Origin of the sequence: Phenylobacterium sp. LjRoot225 (assembly GCF_964252855.1) — a bacterium.
In the GTDB taxonomy this organism is placed as follows: domain Bacteria; phylum Pseudomonadota; class Alphaproteobacteria; order Caulobacterales; family Caulobacteraceae; genus Phenylobacterium.
Genome location: NZ_CAXUPL020000001.1, coordinates 346,850 through 366,278, shown reverse-complemented (window position 1 = coordinate 366,278; position 19,429 = coordinate 346,850). Strand labels below are relative to the sequence as shown.

General features: G+C 69.4%; 22 protein-coding genes. 9 read left to right on the top strand and 13 right to left on the bottom strand.

Translation table 11 applies throughout. The annotated features are described in order from the left end of the window. Window positions 1-36: 36 nt before the first annotated feature. The 3 genes from ACSQ2B_RS01815 to ACSQ2B_RS01805 all read right to left on the bottom strand — a co-directional run bounded on the left by ACSQ2B_RS01815 (window position 37) and on the right by ACSQ2B_RS01805 (window position 2,299). The gene (locus tag ACSQ2B_RS01815) at window positions 37-912 is read right to left on the bottom strand and encodes an aldose 1-epimerase family protein (RefSeq protein ID WP_436046820.1); all 876 of its coding nucleotides are present in this window, start codon (window positions 910-912) and stop codon (window positions 37-39) included. 194 nt (window positions 913-1,106) lie between these two features. After that, window positions 1,107-1,268 carry a hypothetical protein gene (locus ACSQ2B_RS01810; RefSeq protein WP_436046818.1) on the bottom strand — a complete coding sequence of 54 codons (162 nt, stop codon included), beginning with the start codon at window positions 1,266-1,268 and terminating at the stop codon, window positions 1,107-1,109. 29 nt (window positions 1,269-1,297) lie between these two features. After that, on the bottom strand, window positions 1,298-2,299 hold the full coding sequence (locus ACSQ2B_RS01805) for a helix-turn-helix transcriptional regulator (RefSeq protein ID WP_436046816.1): 1,002 nt from the start codon (window positions 2,297-2,299) through the stop codon (window positions 1,298-1,300). Between the two features lie 73 nt (window positions 2,300-2,372). Here ACSQ2B_RS01805 and ACSQ2B_RS01800 point away from each other — a divergent pair, with 73 nt between their 5' ends. After that, a complete protein-coding gene (locus ACSQ2B_RS01800; protein WP_436046815.1) occupies window positions 2,373-2,702 on the top strand; it encodes a hypothetical protein in 330 nt (109 codons plus the stop codon). A gap of 12 nt (window positions 2,703-2,714) precedes the next feature. On the opposite strand, the gene ACSQ2B_RS01795 is transcribed toward ACSQ2B_RS01800, so the two are convergent. From ACSQ2B_RS01795 to fabD, 8 genes are all read right to left on the bottom strand, one after another. After that, window positions 2,715-4,142 (bottom strand): Mur ligase family protein, encoded by a 1,428-nt coding sequence (locus ACSQ2B_RS01795; protein WP_436046813.1) that lies wholly within the window; start codon window positions 4,140-4,142, stop codon window positions 2,715-2,717. Window positions 4,143-4,297: 155 nt separating this feature from the next. Beyond that, window positions 4,298-4,960: a guanylate kinase gene (gmk, locus tag ACSQ2B_RS01790; protein WP_436046812.1), complete on the bottom strand. Its 663-nt coding sequence runs from the start codon at window positions 4,958-4,960 to the stop codon at window positions 4,298-4,300. Window positions 4,961-4,966: 6 nt separating this feature from the next. Beyond that, entirely contained in the window at window positions 4,967-5,848 is an 882-nt protein-coding gene (locus ACSQ2B_RS01785) for a YicC/YloC family endoribonuclease (RefSeq protein ID WP_436046810.1), read from the bottom strand. Beyond that, window positions 5,848-6,927, bottom strand: a complete 1,080-nt coding sequence (gene mltG / locus ACSQ2B_RS01780; RefSeq protein ID WP_436046809.1) for an endolytic transglycosylase MltG — start codon at window positions 6,925-6,927, stop codon at window positions 5,848-5,850. The genes ACSQ2B_RS01785 and mltG overlap by 1 nt, the downstream gene beginning before the upstream one ends. Further along, entirely contained in the window at window positions 6,924-8,207 is a 1,284-nt protein-coding gene (gene fabF / locus ACSQ2B_RS01775) for a beta-ketoacyl-ACP synthase II (RefSeq protein WP_436046808.1), read from the bottom strand. The genes mltG and fabF overlap by 4 nt, the downstream gene beginning before the upstream one ends. An 87-nt stretch (window positions 8,208-8,294) precedes the next feature. Continuing rightward, window positions 8,295-8,534 (bottom strand): acyl carrier protein, encoded by a 240-nt coding sequence (locus tag ACSQ2B_RS01770; protein ID WP_012522113.1) that lies wholly within the window; start codon window positions 8,532-8,534, stop codon window positions 8,295-8,297. Window positions 8,535-8,685: 151 nt separating this feature from the next. Next, complete coding sequence (fabG, locus tag ACSQ2B_RS01765) at window positions 8,686-9,426, bottom strand: 3-oxoacyl-[acyl-carrier-protein] reductase (RefSeq protein WP_436046806.1); 741 nt, start codon at window positions 9,424-9,426, stop codon at window positions 8,686-8,688. 11 nt (window positions 9,427-9,437) lie between these two features. Then, the gene (fabD, locus tag ACSQ2B_RS01760) at window positions 9,438-10,382 is read right to left on the bottom strand and encodes an ACP S-malonyltransferase (RefSeq protein WP_436046805.1); all 945 of its coding nucleotides are present in this window, start codon (window positions 10,380-10,382) and stop codon (window positions 9,438-9,440) included. Between the two features lie 161 nt (window positions 10,383-10,543). Here fabD and ACSQ2B_RS01755 point away from each other — a divergent pair, with 161 nt between their 5' ends. The 6 genes from ACSQ2B_RS01755 (at window position 10,544) to ACSQ2B_RS01730 (ending at window position 15,036) form a co-directional block, all read left to right on the top strand. Next, window positions 10,544-11,122 (top strand): peroxiredoxin, encoded by a 579-nt coding sequence (locus ACSQ2B_RS01755; protein ID WP_436046803.1) that lies wholly within the window; start codon window positions 10,544-10,546, stop codon window positions 11,120-11,122. A gap of 343 nt (window positions 11,123-11,465) precedes the next feature. Next, the gene (gene rpsF, locus ACSQ2B_RS01750) at window positions 11,466-11,834 is read left to right on the top strand and encodes a 30S ribosomal protein S6 (protein WP_436046802.1); all 369 of its coding nucleotides are present in this window, start codon (window positions 11,466-11,468) and stop codon (window positions 11,832-11,834) included. Window positions 11,835-11,852: 18 nt separating this feature from the next. After that, entirely contained in the window at window positions 11,853-12,125 is a 273-nt protein-coding gene (rpsR, locus tag ACSQ2B_RS01745) for a 30S ribosomal protein S18 (RefSeq protein WP_436046800.1), read from the top strand. A gap of 13 nt (window positions 12,126-12,138) precedes the next feature. Next, window positions 12,139-12,723 carry a 50S ribosomal protein L9 gene (gene rplI / locus ACSQ2B_RS01740; RefSeq protein ID WP_436046799.1) on the top strand — a complete coding sequence of 195 codons (585 nt, stop codon included), beginning with the start codon at window positions 12,139-12,141 and terminating at the stop codon, window positions 12,721-12,723. A gap of 295 nt (window positions 12,724-13,018) precedes the next feature. Continuing rightward, window positions 13,019-14,611 (top strand): flavin monoamine oxidase family protein, encoded by a 1,593-nt coding sequence (locus tag ACSQ2B_RS01735; protein ID WP_436046798.1) that lies wholly within the window; start codon window positions 13,019-13,021, stop codon window positions 14,609-14,611. A gap of 2 nt (window positions 14,612-14,613) precedes the next feature. After that, entirely contained in the window at window positions 14,614-15,036 is a 423-nt protein-coding gene (locus ACSQ2B_RS01730; RefSeq protein ID WP_436046797.1) for a c-type cytochrome, read from the top strand. A gap of 8 nt (window positions 15,037-15,044) precedes the next feature. Here ACSQ2B_RS01730 and ACSQ2B_RS01725 read toward each other — a convergent pair whose 3' ends face one another. Further along, the gene (locus ACSQ2B_RS01725) at window positions 15,045-16,490 is read right to left on the bottom strand and encodes an NAD(P)H-hydrate dehydratase (RefSeq protein ID WP_436046795.1); all 1,446 of its coding nucleotides are present in this window, start codon (window positions 16,488-16,490) and stop codon (window positions 15,045-15,047) included. A 483-nt stretch (window positions 16,491-16,973) separates the two neighbouring features. Here ACSQ2B_RS01725 and ACSQ2B_RS01720 point away from each other — a divergent pair, with 483 nt between their 5' ends. Together ACSQ2B_RS01720 and glnA are read left to right on the top strand one after the other, a co-directional pair. Next, the gene (locus ACSQ2B_RS01720; RefSeq protein WP_436046793.1) at window positions 16,974-17,312 is read left to right on the top strand and encodes a P-II family nitrogen regulator; all 339 of its coding nucleotides are present in this window, start codon (window positions 16,974-16,976) and stop codon (window positions 17,310-17,312) included. Window positions 17,313-17,352: 40 nt separating this feature from the next. Further along, a complete protein-coding gene (gene glnA, locus ACSQ2B_RS01715; protein WP_436046791.1) occupies window positions 17,353-18,762 on the top strand; it encodes a type I glutamate--ammonia ligase in 1,410 nt (469 codons plus the stop codon). Between the two features lie 105 nt (window positions 18,763-18,867). Here the strand turns inward: glnA and ACSQ2B_RS01710 are convergent, their stop codons facing one another. After that, a complete protein-coding gene (locus ACSQ2B_RS01710) occupies window positions 18,868-19,233 on the bottom strand; it encodes a UrcA family protein (RefSeq protein WP_436046789.1) in 366 nt (121 codons plus the stop codon). Window positions 19,234-19,429: the final 196 nt, after the last annotated feature.

Here is a 19,429-nt window from a genome sequence, read left to right as displayed (position 1 = left end):
ATCCCTCTCCGAAGGCCTGCGCCCGACGCGGGTCGGTCAATCCAGGCGAACCGTCATGGAGAAGGCTTCGGCGGCGCCTGGCGCGAGCTGGAGCAGGTCCGGCCTGTCCGTCAGGGCGCTTGGCGCCTGCGCTTGCGCCGACATGCCATGCCAGGGCTCGATGCAGATGTAGGGCGCGCCCGGCTTGGTCCAGATCCCCAGGTGCGGCAGCCCGGTCCAGGAAATCGCCAGCGACGGCCCGCCCGCGCCGCCGTAGCGCAGGCTTCGGCTGCGCGGCGCTTCGAAGATCAGGGCGTCCTCGACGAACAGCTCGTCGCGCAGCGGCAACAGGCGACCGTCGGTGGGCGCCGGCATCCGCTCGGCGCCGAGCAGGCCGGCCGCGTCGACACGGCGTAATGGCCCCGGCTCCTCATCCGCGAAGGTGATCGCATGGTCGCTGCGTTCGCCGGCGCCGGGCAGCGGCCAGCGAAAGGCCGGATGGAAGCCGAAGGTCGCCGGCATGGGCTCAGCCCCGCGGTTGGCGATGCTCACCGTCGTGCGCAGCTCGGCGTCCTGGATCTCGAACTCCACCTCAAGCACGAAGTCGAAGGGGTAGGCCTCCCGCGTCTGCGCGTCGGCGGCCAGGCGAAACCGCGCCAGGGCGGGCTGCTGGCGGACGACCTCGAAGGCGCGGCGCCGGGCGAAGCCGTGCCGGGGAAGCTCGAAGGTGCGGCCCGCGTGCGTATAGCGGTTGTCCGGCAGGCAGCCGACGATCGGGAACAGCAGCGGCGCACGGCCGGCCCACCAGGCGGGGTCTCCGTCCCACAACAGGTCCCTGCCCTCGCCGTCCTGCAGCCGCCACAGCTCCGCGCCGAAGGGGTTGATCTGCGCGCTCAGCGCGGGCGAGGCGATACGCACCAGGTCCGAAGTCATGGGTGTAGCGATCACGCCGCAGCGGCGAAGGCAAGACGAGGCGCGCAGGTGCGTCCCTCCCAACCTCCGCTCGTCCCCGCGAAAGCGGGGATCCAGGCTTTTTTTGTTCAGCCCTGGAGCCGGCTTCGGCGCCGAAACGAAAAACACCTGGGTCCCCGCTTTCGCGGGGATGACCGGTCGGAGGGGAAATTGGCTCACCGCCGCTCGCGCAGGATCTGCAGCGCCAGCCGCGGCCTAATCAGGAACAGCGCCGTCCACAGCGCATAGGCGGCTGCGCGGCGCGCACGGCTGGCGACCTGGCGGCGCGGGCGGATCTCGGTCTCGAAGACTTCGGCGTAGTCGGCGCAGATGGACATCGGGATCTCCTCGTTCACGAGGAGAGGGTCTAGAGCCCCGCTGCGTCAGAAACGGACGCATGCGCGCGGCGGGCGGTCTCGATCTCGTCGATCAGCGTGCGACGCAGGATCTCCGGCGCCAGCACCCGCACCCGATCGCCCCAGGTGAACAGGTGCCAGGCGAGCTCGCGCATGCCGCTGGCGCGGAAGCGCACGACCACCGAGCCGTCGGGCCTCGGCTCGATCTGCTGGTTGGCGTGGAAGCGCCAGCGCAGGGCGTCGTCCGCTCCCTCCGGCGTCACCGCCAGCACCACGTCCTCCACCGCGTCATGATAGATGCCGAAGCTCTCGTCGGCGTAGTCCTGTAGCGAGAAGCCTTCGAGACGCACGGCGGGGATGCTGAGCACCTCGACGTCATGGATGCGGTCGAGCCGCCAGTTGCGCGGGCCGGACTCCGCATCCTCCTGGGCCACCAGATAGTTGGAGCGCCCGAACAACAGGCCGAAGGGCGCAACCTCCCGCACCCGCCCGGGCGTCGAGCCGCCCTCGTAGCGGAACCTCAGGCCCGACATCGACTTCAGCGCCTCGCGGACGCCCGAGAGCACCGCCTCGTCCTCGAACGGCCGCGGACCGGCGCTGACGGCGATGGTCTCGGCCTGCAGCAGGGCCTCCAGGTCCGGGGCCAACCGGCGCCGGGCCGCGGCGCGGGTGGCCGACAGCACCTTCTGCTCCAGGCTGCGCAGCGCGCCGGCGCGGACCTGCGCGCCCTGGGCGCCGAGCATTTCAGCGGCGGCTTTCAGCGCCGCCAGCTCCTCGGCGGTCGGCGCCTGGAAGAGGCCGTCGAGGCCTGCCGGAATGCGGAAGCGGCGGGTCGGCGGGTCGTCGACCTCCTCCAGCTGCGGAAAGACCTCCCGCACGGCGTCGCGCATCCGCTCGGCGGTGCGCCGGCCGACCTCCAGCCGCTCGGCCATCTCGTCGAGGGTGAGGCCCTCGGCGGTGCTCGCCAGCATCCGCGCGAGCTCCAGCAAACGGCCGGCCTTTTCATGGCGCATCAGGTCTACGTCCGATTCTGTCGCACCGAGGGATCAGAACGGAAACAGACCCGATCTGCAACGGAGATCCCCGATGCGCCGCCGTTTCTCGTCCTCCCGCTCGTTTGCTCCGAAGATGGGCGCCTCGAAGACCGCCCGCGTGGTCCGCTCCACGGCTCAGGCGAGCGCGCCCCTCCCCGGCGCCATCGTCGACGCGGTCCTGCGCTACCACGACGAGGTGCAGGACCAGGGCGGCGGCCGTTCCCTGCTTCGCCTCAGCAAGCGCCGCCTGCACGACGCCGAGGTCGAGGCCGCCCTGGGCGACCTCGCCGACCGCGCCGCGGGCGTGGCAATCCTCTGGAACGAGCGTGAGGGCGAGATCATCCGCGTGCTCGAAACCGCCGCTGCGCGGATGGCCGCCTGAGCCGTCTGGGCGCTACGCCGCCGCTTCCCGCGCCGCGTAGAGGGCGTCAAACGCCCGCGGCAGGGCTTCCGGCAGGCCGAGCAAGGGGCCGGAGGAGAGCAGCAGCACCGCCTCGTCGCCCCGCAAGACGCTGAGCTGGCCGATCGCCTCGTCGGAAGAGCCGACCCCCGCCACCGGGACGCCCGTGGCGGCGGCGCGATCGAGGATCTCCTGGAAGCTCGACTGGTTGTGGCTGCCGGCCCCATGGCTGGGCGGCGGCGCGATCAGCACGCGCGCGGCGCCTTCGAACACGGTGTCGTACCAGGAGAGCGCGTCGCGGCTGCGCCAGGAGAAGGTGTGCGGCTCGAACACCACCACCAGCGGCCGGTCCGGATAGTGCAGCAGCATGGCCTCGATGGCCGAGCGGGCCTTCTCGTAGGAGGAGCCGAAGCCCTCGATCACCGGCACCCGGCTGGCGGTCGTCAGCCGATCGAGCCGGCGGCGAATGCCGCCGAAGCTGGCCACGGCGCGCGCCAAGGCCTGTTCGGTGACGAGGCCGCGCTCCAGCAGATAGGCCGAGACCCCGATGATATTCTCGATGTTGTGTTCGCCGAGCAGGCTGGTCGCCAGGGCGAGCTTGCCGCCGTCGGGCGCGACGAGGGTGAAGCGGGTCGTCTCGCCGAACACCACCTTCTCGCCGTGCCAGCGGGGAGCCTGGGCGCCGGCCGCCTGGGTGTCGTACCAGACCGCCCGCGCGCCGGTCTCCGCGGCGATCGCGCGGATCGCCGGATGGTCGCGGGCCACCAGCAGCCCGTCGGCGGGGATCATCCGCAGCAGTTCGCGGAACGGCGCCTCGTAGTCCGCGAAGGTCGGAAAGACGTTCACGTGGTCGTGGACAAGCGAGGTCAGCAGCACGTCGCGCGGGTGATAGAGTACGAACTTCGAGCGATGGTCGGACGGACCGACGATGTATTCGTCGCCCTCCAGCACCACCTGGGGCGCCTGGCCCCAGTGGCCGGTCGCCGGCAGCGAGGGCGAGATGGCCCCGATCATCCAGCCGGCGTCGACGCCGGCCTCGCGCAGGATATGCGCCATCAGCGCGCTGCAGGTGGACTTGCCGAACGAGCCGGCGACGACGGTGTTGTGTCGGCCTTCCGTCGCTTCGCCGACCAGTTCAGGGAAGGTGGTGATGCGAACCGCGCGGCGGCGCGCCTCGGCGACTTCCGGGTTGGCCTCGCCGCCCAGCTTGGCGCTGGCGCCCAGCACCAGGAGATCGAGTCCCTCCGGCAGGTTGGCGGCGTCGAACCGGCGGCTGAAAGGGAAGCCAAGGGCTTCGACATAGGTCGACATCGGCGGGAAGACGTCCTCGTCCGAGCCGGAGACCTCATGGCCTGCGTCGCGCATCATCAGGGCCGCGGCGCTCATGCCGGCGCCGGCGATCCCGGTGAAGTGGATGCGCATTCGAAGACCCTCCCTGGTCTGACGAAGTCCTGACTACCCTAAACGCGGCTCGCGGCCAGCGCGACGCGCCGCCAAACGGATTTGCATTTCGCCATGAGTCGCGCGGCAGGCGTGACGTGTGCGGAATGAAAATGCGCGACGAACAGGCGCGGCCGCTAGACCTTCTCGTCGAGCAGGTCCTGCACGAAGGGCGGCAGCCACGGGTTCCGACCGGGCTTCATCCGTTCGGCCCGATAGATGTGGACGAGGTCCGCATAGGCCCGGTCGAAGTCCTTGTTCACGACGACGTAGTCGTAAGCGCTCCAGTGGGTGATCTCGCGCTTGCCGAGCGCCAGGCGCGCCTGGATCACCGCCTCGCTGTCCTGGGCCCGCGCATGCAGCCGGCGCGCGAGATCGGGCCAGGACGGCGGCAGGATGAAGATGCGGACGCAGTCGTCCGGCGCCTGGGCCGCCATCTGCTCGGCGCCCTGCCAGTCGATGTCGAACATCATGTCCTTGCCGGCCTCGAGCGCGGCCATCACCGGCGCCTTCGGGGTGCCGTAAAGGTGACCGTTCACCTCCGCCCACTCGAGGAAGTCGCCCGCGGCGATCATGGCTTCGAACTCAGCCCGGCTCTTGAAGAAGTACTCGCGCCCTTCCTCCTCGCCCGGCCGCGGCGCGCGGGTGGTCGCCGACACCGACAGGATCATGTCGGCGAAGTCCGCCACGAGGCGACGCGAGAGCGAGGTCTTGCCGGCGCCGGCCGGACTCGAGACCAGCATCAGGAGTCCCCGGCGCACGGTCTCCCAGGGCTTGGCGTGATGATCGTCCGAGGTCATTCCGCCCTACTCCACATTCTGCACCTGTTCGCGGAACTGCTCGATCACCGCCTTGAGGTCGAGGCCGACGGCGGTCAAGCCGGACAAAGCCGACTTCGAGCACAGGGTGTTGGCCTCGCGCATGAATTCCTGGGTCAGGAAGTCGAGCCGGCGGCCGACCCCGCCGTCCGAGGCCAGCAGGCCGCGGGCGGCGTCGATATGCCCCGCCAGCCGGTCCAGCTCCTCGCGCACGTCGGCCTTCACGGCCAGCGCCGCGGCCTCCTGCAGGATGCGGTCCTCGCTGACGGCGTCGCCGGCGAGCTCCGTCATCCGGCGCTCGAAGCGCTCCTTGATCGCCACGGGTTGGCCGCCGGCGAGATCCTGCGCCTGACCGACCAGCTGCTCGATGCCGGCGACGAGGCCGCCGAGAATACCCAGCAGGGCCGCGCCCTCCTCGCGCCGGGCGGCCAGCAGGCCGTCGAGCGCGACCGCGATGGAGGCGGCCATGGCGGCCTCCAGCTGCGCCTGGGCTTCCGGATCTTCCAGGGCGTCGGCGGCTTCGATCACGCCGCGCAGGGCCAGCAGGCCGTCGAGGCGCGGCGCCACGGCCATGCCGGTCGCCACATAGGGCGCGCCGGCCGCCAGATAACGCTCGAGCTGGTCGATGTTGACCTTCACCGCCGCGGCGGATTCCGTGCGCTTGGCCTGGACGCCGATGGTCACCTGGCCGCGCTGGAAGCGGCTCTGGGCGCCGTCGCGCGCGGCGCGCTCCAGACCCTCGAACCCCGGCGGGCCGCGGAAGCGGACCTCCATGTTGCGGCCGTTGACCGAGCGGGCCTCGACCGCCCAGCTCCAGGCGCCGGACGCCCCTTCCGCCCGACCGAAGCCGGTCATCCCCGAGATCGCCATCAGCCAGCCTTCCCCCGCACGGCATTCCCCTGTGCGCCGCCTAGGGCGGCGGCGCCCGCTTGCACCGCCAGGCGCTGGCGCTCGATCTCGCGCCAGCGGGCGACGTTCCTCTGGTGTTCGGCGAAATTCGCGGCGAAGGCGTGGCCGCCCTGGCCGTTGGCGACGAAGAACAGTTCGTCGGTCTTCGGCGGATCGAGCACCGCCGCGATCGCCGCCTTGCCCGGGTTGGCGATCGGCGTCGGCGGAAGGCCCGCCACCTGGTAGGTGTTGTAGGGCGTCGCCGCCATGAGCTCCGCACGCGTGATCCCGCGCCCCAGCGGGCGACCGGCGGATATGCCGTAGATGGTGGTCGGATCGCTCTCCAGCCGCATGCCGGCGCGCAGGCGGTTGATGTAGACCGCCGCGATCCTCGGCCGTTCCTCCGGCAGCGCCGTCTCCTTCTCGACGATGGAGGCGAGCGTCATGGCCTCCTGCGGCGTCGTGAACGGAAGGCCCGGCTGGCGGCCCGGCCAGAGCTCGGCCAGCAGCTTGACCTGGGCCTCGTGCATGCGGGCCAGAACCGCCGCCCGCGCTTCGCCGCGACGGACCTCGTAGGTCTCGGGCAGGATCGAGCCCTCCGGCGGCGGAACCGCCAGGCCGGTCAGCACCGGCGAGCGGGTCACCGCCGCCGTGGCCATCTCGCTGGTCCAGCCCTCCGGAACGGTGATCAGGTGGCGCACCACGCGGCCGGCGCGCAGCTGCGCCAGGACGCCGGCCATCGAGGCCCGCGACGGGATCTCATACTCGCCGGCCTTCAGCGTTCCCCCGCCGAGCTTGGCGGCCAGCAGGAACAATGGCTTGGAACGGATCACCCCGGCTTCGGCGAGCTGGTCGGCGATCGCCGCGACGCCCGCGCCCCGCGGCAGGACCACGGTCACCGCCCCGGCCTTGGCCTCAGGCCCGGGCCCGGCATAGGTCCAGATCGCCCAGCCCGCGCCGGCCGTCACCAGCAGCAGCAGGACGAGCGCCCCCAGGCCTCCGCCGGCGCGCCGCGCCTTCTTGGGCGGCGCGCTTCGGCGAGGGCGGCGCCTGGCCGTCACGCGACCTTCTTGAAGACCACGGAGGCGTTGGTGCCGCCGAAGCCGAAGGAGTTGGACATGGCCACCTCGATCTTCATCGGCTTGGCCTTATGCGGCGTGAGGTCGATCTCGGTCTCCACCGACGGATTGTCGAGATTGATCGTCGGCGGCGCGATCTGGTCGCGGATCGCCAGGCAGGTGAAGGCCGCTTCGATCGCGCCCGCCGCGCCCAGCAGGTGGCCGGTGGCGCCCTTGGTCGAACTCATCACCATCTTGGCCGCCGCATTGCCGAGCAGCCGCTCGACCGCGCGCAGCTCGATCTCGTCGCCCATCGGCGTCGAGGTGCCGTGGGCGTTGATGTAGTCGAGGTCCTCGGCGACGACGCCGGCGTCCTTGATCGCCGCGCGCATGGCGCGATAGCCGCCGTCGCCGTCCTCGGCCGGCGCGGTGATATGGTAGGCGTCCCCGGCCATGCCGTAGCCCAGCACCTCGGCGTAGATCTTCGCGCCGCGCGCCTTGGCGTGCTCGTATTCCTCGAGCACCAGGACGCCGGCGCCCTCGCCCATGACGAAGCCGTCGCGGTCCTTGTCGTAGGGGCGGCTGGCCTTCTCCGGCTGGTCGTTGAAGCCGGTGGATAGGGCGCGGCAGGCGATGAAGCCGGCGATGCCGACCTTGACCACCGCCGATTCCGCGCCGCCGGCGACCATCACGTCGGCGTCGCCGTACTTGATGATCCGGGCCGCGTCGCCGATGGCGTGGGCGCCCGTCGCGCAGGCGGTCACGACCGCGTGGTTGGGTCCCTTGAAGCCGTGGCGGATCGAGACCTGGCCGCTGGCCAGGTTGATCAGGGCCGAGGGGATGAAGAAGGGCGACACCCGGCGGGGGCCCTTCTCATGCAGCTCGATCGCCGTCTCGGCGATGGGGCCCAGGCCGCCGATGCCGGAGCCGATCATGACGCCAGTGCGCTCGCGCCCCTCGTCGTCCTGCGGCGCCCAGCCAGAATCACGCACGGCCTCGTCGGCCGCCGCGACCGCGTAGAGGATGAAGTCGTCGACCCGCCGGCGATCCTTGGACGACATGGTCTGGTCGGGATCGAACGAGCCGGGGGTGTCCGGACCGCCGCCGCCGCGACCGTCGACGCGCGGCACTTCGCAGGCGACCTTGCAAGCGTAGTCCGTCGGATCGAAGGCGGTGATGGTTCCGGCCCCGGACTTGCCGGCCAGGATCTGTTTCCAGCTGTGCTCGGTCCCCTGGCCCAGGGGGGTGATGAGACCGATTCCAGTGACGACGACACGACGCATGCGCGTTCCTCAAACGAAAGCCGCCGCGGCCAGGGATGAAAGCCCAGCGACGCGGCGGCCAAAAGCTTAAGCGAATCAGTGCGCTTCTTAAGCGCCCAGGCGCTCCTGAATGAACTTCACGGCGTCGCCGACGGTCTGGATGTGCTCGGCGGCGTCGTCGGGGATTTCGATGTCGAATTCCTCTTCGAAGGCCATGACCAGCTCGACGTTGTCGAGGCTGTCGGCGCCCAGGTCGTCGATGAAGCTCGCCTTTTCGGTGACCTTCTCCGGATCGGCGTCGAGGTGCTCGATGACGATCTTACGGACGCGTTCTAGAACGTCGGACATTCGGTAGGTCCCTCAAGGCTTGGTAGTGCGTTTGCATCGGCGACGAAGACGGTGAAGTCAACTGCCGCGGTGATCTAGCGGTTTCGGGCCGCCGGGTAGCATGTTCCTCTGAGGTAGGCGAGCCTCAGATGGCGGCCCCTAGAGCATGGCCTTAAATCATCGCCATGCCGCCGTTGACGTGCAGGGTCTGGCCGGTGACGTAACCGCCCTCCGCGCTCGCCAGATAGACGCAGGCGGCGGCGACATCCGCGCCGCTCCCCAGACGCCCCGTCGGGATGGTCGACAGGATTTGGGTCTTCTGCTGTTCGTTGAGCGCGTCGGTCATCGGGCTTTCGATGAATCCCGGCGCCACGCAGTTGATGGTGATTCCCCGGCTCGCGACCTCCTGGGCCAGCGCCTTGGAGAAGCCGATCATCCCGGCCTTGGACGCGGCGTAGTTGGCCTGGCCGGGATTGCCCGTGACACCCACCACCGAGGTGATGCCGATGATCCGGCCGGTCCGGCGCTTCATCATCCCCTTCACCGCGGCGCGGGAAAGACGGAAGTAGCTCTCCAGGTTGACCTTGATCACCTGCTCCCAGTCGTCGTCCTTCATGCGCAGCAGAAGGCCGTCCTTGGTGATGCCGGCGTTGGCCACCAGCACATCGATCGGCTGGCCGGCGGCGGCTTCGGCCGCGGCGATCAGTCCGTCGACCGCGGCAGGGTCGGAGAGGTTGGCGGCCACCGCCGACGTGCGCTCGCCGAGGCTCGCCGCCAGCTCCTGCAGCACCCCCTCGCGGGTGCCGGACAGCACCACATGGGCGCCTTGAGCATGCATCGCGCGGGCGATCTCGGCGCCGATGCCGCCCGTGGCGCCGGTGACGAGGGCGGTCTTGCCGGTCAGGTCGAACATGACGGCGCTCCTTATAGAGTCTTGGCGAAGGCTTCGAGATCGGCCGGCGTGTTGACCGCCAGCGCCTCGCAGTCGGGCGCGAGCCGTTTGACCATGCCGGTCAGCACCTTGCCGGTCCCGACCTCGGCGAACCGGGTCACCCCGCCGTCGCTGGCCATCCATTGGACGCTCTCGCGCCAGCGGACCCGGCCGGTGACCTGCTCGACCAGCAGGCGGCGGATCGCTTCGGGATCGTGCACCGGCCGGGCCGTCACATTGGCCACCACCGGCGCGCGCGGCGCGACGATCGCGGCCGCGGCCAGGGCCTCGGCCATCTCGTCGGCGGCGGGCTGCATCAGCGGACAGTGGAAGGGGGCGGAGACGTTCAGCGGGATCGCCCGCGCGCCCAGCTCCTTGGCTTTCTCGATGGCGCGATCGACCGCGGCCTTGTCGCCGGAGATGACGACGTTGCCGGCGTTGTTGTCGTTGGCCACCACGCAGACGCCGAGCTCGGCGCCGGCGGCGGCGGCCTGTTCGGCGAGCGCCACGTCGGTCTTGGGCCCGATCAGCGAGGCCATGGCGCCGGCGCCCACCGGCACGGCGCGTTGCATGGCCTGGCCGCGCAGCTTCAACAGTCTGGCGGTGTCGCCCAGGCTGATGGCGCCGGCGGCGGCCAGGGCGGAATATTCCCCGAGGCTGTGGCCGGCGACGAAGGCGGCCTTGTCGATGGCCAGGCTGAACTCCCGGTCCAGCACCCGCATGACCGCGACGCTCACCGCCATCAGGGCGGGCTGGGCGTTCTCGGTCAGGGTCAGCTGGTCTTCAGGACCGTCGCGCATCACCCGGAAGAGGTGCTGGCCCAGCGCGTCGTCCACTTCCTGGAAGACCTCGCGGGCGCTGGCGAAAGCCTCGGCCAGGTCCTGGCCCATGCCCACGGTCTGGCTGCCCTGTCCGGGGAAAAGGAAGGCAAGGCTCATGGGGCGTGCTCCGAACCGGCGAATCCGAGGGGCGAGGGTTAGGGAATTTGTTTCGCGGCCGCAAGGCGGCGGCGGCGGGCGACAGCCGGGTCGCTGTAACTGAGGCGCTGCATTCCGACGGCGCGGAGGCTATCGTGGCGCGGTTCCTTGGGAGGATCTCCATGAAGAAGCGCGTCATCGCCTGCGCCGCCGTCTCAGCCCTGTTCGCCTCGGCGCTGCTCGCGGGGGCGCCCGCCTGGGCGGACCTGCAGCCGGGCGCCAAGGCCCCGGACTTCCAGGCCCAGGCCTATCTGGCCGGCAAGCCGTTCAACTATCGGCTGGCCGATGCGCTGAAGCGCGGCCCGGTGGTGGTCTACTTCTTCCCTTCGGCCCACACCGCCGGCTGCAACATCGAGGCGCGGCTGTTCTCGGAAGCCATCGACCAGTTCAAGGCGCAGAAGGCCTCGGTGATCGGCGTCACCGCCGGCAAGGTCGACGAGCTGGCCGACTTCTCCAGGGAGACCGAGCATTGCGGCGGCAAGTTCCCCGTCGCCGCCGACCCCGGCGCGAAGATCGCCAAGACCTATGACGCGCCGCTGAAGATGGCCGGCGTCAAGGTCCCGAAGGATCTCTCGGCGCGCACCTCCTATGTGATCGCCCCCGACGGCAAGGTGGTCTTCGCCTATTCGGACATGGCCCCCAACGGCCACGTGACCAAGACCCTGGACGCGGTGAAGGCCTGGCGGGCCAAGCATCCTTAGGCGGAGCTAAACGCCCCTGACGGGGTTATCGGCACAACCCACCGTCATCCCGGCCGAAGCGCAGCGTAGAGCCGGGACCCAGGGGCCGTGCGCACGGCCCCTGGGTCCCGGATCGGCCTTGCAGGCCGTCCGGCATGACGGGGATTGTTCAAACACACCTCCCCACCCCCAAAAACCCTTGCTCCAGAAGGCGTTTTCGCCTATGGCCCGCGCCTTCACGGAATGCGGTCTCACGCGGAACGCGAATGGGTCGGGAAACCCCCGGCCGCCGCGCTGAGAGCCATCGCATCCAGGGGACCTTCCGCCCCCGGACGCGCCGCATCCACACAGGAAGAAGGAAATTATGGCTCTATACGAACACGTGGTCATCTCGCGGCAGGATATCTCGCCGCAGCAGGCCGAAGCGCTCAACGACACCCTCAAGGCGCTCATCGAGGCCGGCGGCGGCGCCGTCGCCAAGATCGAGTACTGGGGTCTGCGCAACCTGACCTACCGGATCAAGAAGAACCGGAAGGGTCACTATTCCCTGCTCGCCATCGACGCTCCCGCCGAGGCGGTGAAGGAAATGGAACGCCAGCTGTCGCTCAACGAAGACGTGCTGCGCCACCTGACCGTCCGCGTCGAAGAGCTGGACCTCGAGCTCTCCCCCATCCTCGCCCGCCGCGATCGCGAACGCGAACGCCCGCGCGACGACAACAGCTTCCAAGCCTAAGAAAGGGAGGATCATCGCATGACCGACGAAACCTCCACGGCCGCGGCCCCGGCCGCCTCGGGCGGCCAGCGCCGTCCGTTCTTCCGCCGCCGCAAGGTCTGCCCGTTCTCCGGCGCCAACGCTCCGAAGATCGACTACAAGGACGTGAAGCTGCTGCAGCGCTACGTCTCCGAGCGCGGCAAGATCGTGCCCTCGCGCATCACCGCGGTGTCGGCCAAGAAGCAACGCGAGCTGGCCAAGGCCATCAAGCGCGCCCGCTTCCTCGCCCTCCTCCCCTACGTCGTGAAGTAAGGGAGCCAGGCACATGAAAGTCATTCTGCTCGAACGGCTCGAGGGCTGGGGTGGTCTGGGCGACGTCGTCACCGTCAAGGACGGCTTCGCGCGCAACTTCCTCCTGCCGCGCCAAAAGGCGCTGCGCGCCAACAACGCGAACCTGAAGGTTTTCGACGCCCAGCGCGCCGAGATCGAAGCTCGCAACGCCAAGACCAAGGAAGCGGCGGGCAAGGCCGGCGAAAAGCTGGACGGCACCTCCTACATCCTGATCCGTCAGGCGGGCGAAAGCGGCCAGCTGTACGGTTCGGTCTCCGGCCGTGACGTCAGCGACGCGATCAGCGCCGAAGGCGGCAAGATCGAACGCTCGATGGTCGCCATGGACAAGCCGATCAAGACGATCGGCCTCCACGAGGTGAAGGTCCGCCTGCACCCGGAAGTGACGGTCACCGTCTCGATCAACGTGGCCCGGAGCCAGGACGAAGCCGAGCGCCAGGCGCGCGGTGAAAACGTCATCTCCAGCCAGTTCGAAGAAGAACGCGTCGCCGCCGAAGAGGCCGCGGCCGACCTGCTCGAAGGCGGAGCGGGCCAGATCGAAGGCGACTACTCGCGCGAGTAGTCCAACCTCTCGAATGCAACGATCAGCGGCGCGGGAGCCATCCCGCGCCGTTTTTCTTTGCCGGGTGAGTCGGCGCTTCGACCGGAGCGTTTCGACGAAAGCGCCGGCCAAGCCGCCCGCAGAACGGCCTCGAACGGCCGCAGCCTGCACGCGAAACGGTCAAGCCGGGCCCACGGCTCCTCGCCGCCGCACTGCGCCTGCCGTCCCGGCGCGCTTTGCGGGCCAACTGGCGCCGCTCGCGCCGCCGCTTCGCGCGCGGGGCGAACGAGGACCAGGTCGATGGAGTTCTGTTGAGATGCGATCGGGCGACGGGGGGCCCACGCGGCGTCAGCTGCTGACGGCGATCGGCATGATGGGCGGGACGGTCGCGCTGTACCAGGCGATGACCGCCATGGCGCACGCGGCCGAGACGCAGTTCACCGGGCCGCCAAATCTTTCGGGCGCGCGTCCGGGCGCCTCGGTGATCGTGCTGGGGGCCGGGCTGGCGGGGATGCTCGCCGGCTACGAGCTCAACAAGGCCGGCTACAAGGTGCAGATCCTCGAGTACCAGCAGCGCGCCGGGGGGCGGAACTGGTCGCTGTACGGCGGGGACACCTATACGGAGCTTGGCGGTGCGACCCAGAAGGTCGGCTTCCAGCCGGGCAACTACCTCAATCCCGGCCCCTGGCGCATCCCGCACCACCACGCGACCTTGCTCCACTACTGCAAGGCCTTCGGGGTCGCGCTGGAGCCCTTCATCCAGTTCAACCACGCCGCCTACGTCCACCAGACCGATGCGTTCGGCGGCCGGCCGCAGCGGTTCAGGGCGCTCGCGGCCGACTTCGAGGGCAATGTCGCCGAACTCCTCGCCAAGGCGATCAACCAGAAGGCGTTGGATACGGCCGCGACGACCGAGGACCTCGATCGGCTCCGGGAGGGCCTGCGCGACTGGGGCATGCTCGACAAGGACTTCCGCTATGTGAAGGGCCTGCGGTCCTCCGAGCATCGCGGCTTCGAACGGCCAGGGGGCGGCGGGGTGAACGGCGCGCCGATCCCCTCCGAGCCCTTCGCCCTGCACGACGTGCTGGATTCCCGCATCTGGACGCAGATGTCGTTCTTCATGAACCACGAATTCCAGACGACCATGTTCCAGCCGGTCGGCGGCATGGGCATGATCGGCAAGGCCTTCGCCCGGCAGGTCGCGCCGCTGCTCACCTTCGGCGCCAAGGTGTCCAAGATCCTGCAGGACAAAAAGGGCGTCACCGTCAGCTACGCCGACGCCGCCAGCGGCGAGGCGCGCGAGGCGCGCGCCGACTTCTGCGTCTGCACCATCCCGCTCGGCGTGCTGAACCAGATCGAGAACAACCTCAGTTCCGAAAAGCAGGCGGCCATCGCCGCCGTGCCCTATTCCAGCGCGGTCAAGATCGGCCTGGAGATGCGCCGGCGCTTCTGGGAGGAGGATGCGGCCATCTACGGCGGCCACAGCTTCACCAGCCAGGAGATTTCGCTCATCTCCTATCCCAACTCCGACTATTTCAAGAACAAGCCGGCGGTGCTGCTGGGCGCCTTCGCCGGCGGGCCCAACAGCTACCGGCTGACCGGCATGACGCCGGAGGAACGGATCGAGACGGCCTTGGCGCAAGGGTCGGTCTTCCATCCGGACAGCTACCGCAAGGAGTTCATGACCGGCGCTTCGGTGGCCTGGAGCCGCGTGCCCTGGACCCTGGGCTGCTGCGCGATGTGGAACGAGGAAACCCGCAAGGCGCATTACCAGACGCTGGTGGCGATGGAGGACCGGGTGGTGCTCGCCGGCGAGCACGCCTCCTACGTCGGCTGCTGGATGGAGGGCGCCCTGCTCTCCTCGATCGACGCCATCACGCGCCTGCACCAGCGCGCCCTGGAGGCCTGACCATGATGACCCGGGCCTCCCTTCCGCTGGCGGCGCTGACGCTCGGCGCATTTCTCACGGCCGGCGTCGCGCGCGCCGACGAACCCGGTCCCGGCGGCGTCAGGCCGGTCAAGCCGGCGAACGGCGAGCAGGTCTACCGTTTCGTCTGCCAGGCCTGCCACATGGCCGACGGCAAGGGAGCCACCGGCGCCGCGACGATTCCGGCGATCGCCAGCAACCCCCGGCTTGTCAGCACACCCTACCTCGTCATGACGATCGCCGGTGGGCGCGGCGCCATGCCGCCGATGGCCGGGATGCTCACGTCCCAGCAGATGGCCGAGGTCGCGACCTACGTCCGCACACACTTCGGCAACAGCTACCGCACGCCGGTCACCCCCGCCGAGGTTGAGACGTTCACACCCCGCACGGGCGCGTCTGGACACTAAAACTCCGCTCAGCGCTCCTCCCAAAGCCTCCGCAGCACCTGCGGCGCCAGGCCCGGCAGGTCCTCCGAGATCAGCCCGGGCCCGTGCATCTCGCCCGCCTCGGCGTGGATCCAGGCCGCCGCGCAGGCGGCCTCGAAACTCTCCATGCCTTGGGCGATCAGACCGCCGATGAAGCCCGCCAGGACGTCACCCGAGCCGGCGGTCGCCAGCCACGGGACGCCGTGGATATTGACCGCGGCGCGGCCGTCCGGGGCGGCGACCACCGTGTCGGGCCCCTTGAGCAGGACGACGGCGCCGGCCCGCTGGGCGGCCTTGCGCGCGGCGGTGATGCGGTCCGGCGTGGCCGCCAGCAGTCCCCGGAACAGCCGCTCGAATTCGCCCGGATGCGGGGTGAGCACGTCGTCGCGGTCGAGCACCGAGAACAGCTCCTCCGGATCGTCGCGGAAGACGCTGATGGCGTCGGCGTCGATCACCAGGGCCGCCCCGGTGCGCGCCAGGGCCAGGACGTTGAGCAGGGTGGTCTCGGTGACGCCCGCGGCCGGGCCGATGACGGCGACGTCGACGTGCTCGGCGCCTTCCTCCAGCTCCAGGTCGGTGTCGAAGCCGCGCAGCATCACCGCCTCCAGATGGGCGGCGTTGGAGACCAGGGCTTCCCGGGGGGAGAAGATGGTCACCAGGCCCGCGCCGATGCGCAGGCCGCCGCGCGCGGCCAGACGGGCCGCGCCCGTGCTCCAGGCGTCGCCGCTGACCACGATCAGACGCCCGCGGGCGTGCTTGTGGGCCGTCGCGGCGGGCCAGGGAAAGCGCGGCAGCCAGAGCTCCGGGCCGTTTTCGAACAGCTGGGACTGAGTGGCGCCCAGGCCGATGTCGGCGATCACGATCTCGCCGCAGCGCCCTCGCCCCGGCTCCAGCACGTGGGCGGGCTTGCGGGCGTGGAAGGTGACGGTCAGGCCCGCGCTGACGCTGGGACCGCTCGCCTGGCCGGTGTCGCCCTGGACGCCGCTCGGAATGTCGACCGCCACCACCTTCTCCGGCGTGCTCGCGAGCCGCTGGGCCGCGACGGCGGCCGCGCCCTCGAGCGGACGGGCGAGGCCTGCGCCGAACATGGCGTCGACGAACAGCGCCGGCGGCAGATCGCCCGACAGGTCGCCCACCGGTCCATCCCATTGGTCGCGCGCGGCCTTGGCGTCCTCGCTCGAAGGCGCCGAGAGCGCCTGGACCTCCACCGGCCAGCCCCGCGTCTTCAGCAGGCGCGCGATCACATAGCCGTCCCCGCCATTGTTGCCCGGGCCGCAGAGCACGATCGCCGGCTGCGAGCGGAAGCGCGCGCTGATCGCGTCGGCGACGGCCGCGCCGGCGCGCTCCATCAACACCGTCCCTGGCGTGCCCGCCGCGATGGCGGCGGCGTCGGCCCTGGCGGTTTCGCTGACGGTGAGGATCTGACGCGCGGCCAAGGACAGCCCTCCACAATGGTCGCTCGAAGGATAAGCCGCCCCGCGCCCCACGGCGCCGCCGCCCCGATCGAGGTCTTCTCTTCCGATGCCATCCGCGGCGTCCGGGGGAAAGCCCCCTTTGTCCGGGCCCGTCAGGCACGTTTTCGCCACAACTTTCAGCACGGACGCATAATTATCACCCGCGCCGTGAAGCTTGAGAACGCACCGGAAACTCAGTTTTTTCGAGATTTCAGTGCTGACACGGGCTGCGCCAGTCAATTCGCACCGAGCTAACGTCGATCCGGGAGCGCTGCCGGCGCCAACCGACGCTCCACCCGCCAATGATGCGTAATTGTGCTTGTCGTGCCGATTAAATGGGCGCCGGCATATTCGCATCGCCTGAGGCCGTTATGGAGCAAGAGACACCCTTGCGGCCGCCCCGCCGGGCGTGCTCCGTCCGGCCGCGACCGCCGGGGCTGGCGCGCCCATAAAGCCGACGAGGCCATGAAAAAGATCGAAGCCGTCATCAAGCCGTTCAAGCTCGACGAAGTGAAGGAGGCCCTCCAGGAGTTGGGCGTCCAGGGCATGACGGTGATCGAGGCCAAGGGGTACGGCCGCCAGAAGGGCCAGACGGAACTCTACCGCGGCGCCGAGTACGTCGTGGACTTCCTGCCCAAGATCAAGATCGAGGTCGTCATCGCCGACGATCAGCTGCAGCCCGCGCTCGACGCCATCGCCGGCGCCGCGCGGACCGGCCGTATCGGCGACGGCAAGATCTTCGTCTCAGACGTCATCGACGTGATGCGCATCCGGACCGGCGAGACCGGCCCGGCCGCCATCTGACACCCACACCACCATCGAGATCGTAAAGGGGATCCATACTATGGCCACTGCCCAAGATATCCTGGCCCTGATCAAGGAAAAGGACGTCAAATACGTCGACGTGCGCTTCACCGACATTCGCGGCAAGATGCAGCACGTCACCTTTGATATCGATCTGGTCGACGACGACTTCCTGACCGACGGCACCATGTTCGACGGCTCCTCGATCGCCGGCTGGAAGGCGATCAACGAGTCCGACATGAAGCTGCGTCCGGACCTGGACAGCGCGATCATCGACCCCTTCTACCAACAGACCACGCTGGCGCTGTTCTGCGACGTCGTGAACCCCGACACGGGCACGCCCTACAACCGCGACCCGCGCTCGATCGCCAAGGCGGCGCTGAACTACACCAAGGCCGCCGGCATCGGCGACACGGTCTACTTCGGCCCGGAAGCCGAGTTCTTCATCTTCGACGACGTGCGCTGGAACACCGCGCCGCACGACACCTCCTACTCCTACGACGCCAGCGAGCTGCCGGTGAACACCGGCCGGGTCTATCCGGAAGGCAACATGGGCCACCGGCCCGGCCCGAAGGGCGGCTACTTCCCGGTGAACCCGGTCGACTCCGCCCAGGACCTGCGCGGCGAGATGCTGGCGGTCATGGGCGAGCTCGGCATGAAGCCGGAAAAGCACCACCACGAAGTGGCGCCCGCCCAGCACGAGCTCGGCCTGAAGTTCGACACCATGATCGTCATGGCCGACCGTCTGCAGCTCTATAAGTACGTGATCCACAACGTGGCGCACGCCTACGGCAAGACCGCCACCTTCATGGCCAAGCCGATGTTCGGCGACAACGGCTCTGGCATGCACGTGCACCAGTCGATCTGGGCCGACGGCAAGCCGCTGTTCGCCGGCGACAAGTACGCCGGCCTGTCGGACATGTGCCTGTGGTACATCGGCGGCATCATCAAGCACGCCAAGGCCATCAACGCCTTCTCGAACTCGACGACCAACTCCTACAAGCGCCTGGTGCCCGGCTACGAAGCCCCGGTGAAGCTGGCCTACTCGGCCCGCAACCGTTCGGCCTCGATCCGCATCCCGCACGTGGACAGCCCCAAGGCCAAGCGTCTGGAAGCCCGCTTCCCCGACCCGATGGGCAACCCCTACCTGACCTTCGTCGCCCTGCTGATGGCCGGCCTGGACGGGATCGAGAACAAGATCGATCCGGGCGCGCCCGCCGACAAGAACCTCTACGACCTGCCGCCGCGCGAACAGAAGAAGATCCCGGAAGTCTGCGGCTCGCTCCGCGAGGCTCTCGAGAACCTCGACAAGGACCGCGCCTTCCTCAAGAAGGGCGGCGTCATGGACGACGACTTCATCGACGCCTACATCGAGCTGAAGATGGAAGAAGTCATGCGCTTGCAACTCCACCCGCACCCGGTGGAATTCGACATGTATTACAAGTGCTAGTCGAACGCTCTTAAGCGAAGAGACGAGGGCCGCGGATCACTCCGCGGCCCTTTTTCTTTGCACCCGTCCCATGGAGTCAGGCGCAGCCTCCGGCCTCCGGCGCGCCTAACGGACGCGGCTGTAGAGGGTCGACAGGGCCGGGCTGTTCACCTGGCCCAGCGCGCCTTGGATCGCCTCGGTCTTGCAGCGCTCGTAGTCCCGGAAATCCGGGATGTTCTTCATGTCCGCCACGGGCGTGCAGACCTCCTCGGAGGCCTGGCGGATGCGGCCCAGCAGGGCCTGGCCGCCTTCGGACGTGTTGATGTTGAGATCGCGGAAGTTCACGACCTTGCGCCTGATCTCGACGTTCGGCTGTGGGCGGGCGCGGACGGTGACCTCACTGACCGTCGGCTGGGCGGCCGCCGGCGGCGCCGCCGCCATGGCGGCGGCGAGACCGAGAGCCGCGGTGGACAGCACGGGGAATTTGAACATGGTCGAGCTTCCTCTCGCACCCGAGGTGGCCAGCGCATCCCGTCGCGCCACACGCCGAGGCCACTGGGGATTGAGCCAGATCTCCAGCGCGCCGTCCTTGCTCTCGGTTAAGTGCGACGGCCGAGCCGGCCTTCCGAATGTCCTCGCCGCGGCCCAGCCCTTTGCGCCGGGCCGGCGGCGCGGCTAGATGGCGTGA

Bases quoted from the DNA above. Each gene is read 5' to 3' on its own strand.
- ACSQ2B_RS01815 (WP_436046820.1), bottom strand. From the start codon at position 912: ATGACTTCGGACCTGGTGCGTATCGCCTCGCCCGCGCTGAGCGCGCAG.
- ACSQ2B_RS01810 (WP_436046818.1), bottom strand. From the start codon at position 1,268: ATGTCCATCTGCGCCGACTACGCCGAAGTCTTCGAGACCGAGATCCGC.
- ACSQ2B_RS01805 (WP_436046816.1), bottom strand. From the start codon at position 2,299: ATGCGCCATGAAAAGGCCGGCCGTTTGCTGGAGCTCGCGCGGATGCTG.
- ACSQ2B_RS01800 (WP_436046815.1), top strand. From the start codon at position 2,373: ATGCGCCGCCGTTTCTCGTCCTCCCGCTCGTTTGCTCCGAAGATGGGC.
- ACSQ2B_RS01795 (WP_436046813.1), bottom strand. From the start codon at position 4,142: ATGCGCATCCACTTCACCGGGATCGCCGGCGCCGGCATGAGCGCCGCG.
- gmk (WP_436046812.1), bottom strand. From the start codon at position 4,960: ATGACCTCGGACGATCATCACGCCAAGCCCTGGGAGACCGTGCGCCGG.
- ACSQ2B_RS01785 (WP_436046810.1), bottom strand. From the start codon at position 5,848: ATGGCGATCTCGGGGATGACCGGCTTCGGTCGGGCGGAAGGGGCGTCC.
- fabF (WP_436046808.1), bottom strand. From the start codon at position 8,207: ATGCGTCGTGTCGTCGTCACTGGAATCGGTCTCATCACCCCCCTGGGC.
- ACSQ2B_RS01770 (WP_012522113.1), bottom strand. From the start codon at position 8,534: ATGTCCGACGTTCTAGAACGCGTCCGTAAGATCGTCATCGAGCACCTC.
- fabG (WP_436046806.1), bottom strand. From the start codon at position 9,426: ATGTTCGACCTGACCGGCAAGACCGCCCTCGTCACCGGCGCCACGGGC.
- fabD (WP_436046805.1), bottom strand. From the start codon at position 10,382: ATGAGCCTTGCCTTCCTTTTCCCCGGACAGGGCAGCCAGACCGTGGGC.
- ACSQ2B_RS01755 (WP_436046803.1), top strand. From the start codon at position 10,544: ATGAAGAAGCGCGTCATCGCCTGCGCCGCCGTCTCAGCCCTGTTCGCC.
- rpsF (WP_436046802.1), top strand. From the start codon at position 11,466: ATGGCTCTATACGAACACGTGGTCATCTCGCGGCAGGATATCTCGCCG.
- rpsR (WP_436046800.1), top strand. From the start codon at position 11,853: ATGACCGACGAAACCTCCACGGCCGCGGCCCCGGCCGCCTCGGGCGGC.
- rplI (WP_436046799.1), top strand. From the start codon at position 12,139: ATGAAAGTCATTCTGCTCGAACGGCTCGAGGGCTGGGGTGGTCTGGGC.
- ACSQ2B_RS01735 (WP_436046798.1), top strand. From the start codon at position 13,019: ATGCGATCGGGCGACGGGGGGCCCACGCGGCGTCAGCTGCTGACGGCG.
- ACSQ2B_RS01730 (WP_436046797.1), top strand. From the start codon at position 14,614: ATGATGACCCGGGCCTCCCTTCCGCTGGCGGCGCTGACGCTCGGCGCA.
- ACSQ2B_RS01720 (WP_436046793.1), top strand. From the start codon at position 16,974: ATGAAAAAGATCGAAGCCGTCATCAAGCCGTTCAAGCTCGACGAAGTG.
- glnA (WP_436046791.1), top strand. From the start codon at position 17,353: ATGGCCACTGCCCAAGATATCCTGGCCCTGATCAAGGAAAAGGACGTC.
- ACSQ2B_RS01710 (WP_436046789.1), bottom strand. From the start codon at position 19,233: ATGTTCAAATTCCCCGTGCTGTCCACCGCGGCTCTCGGTCTCGCCGCC.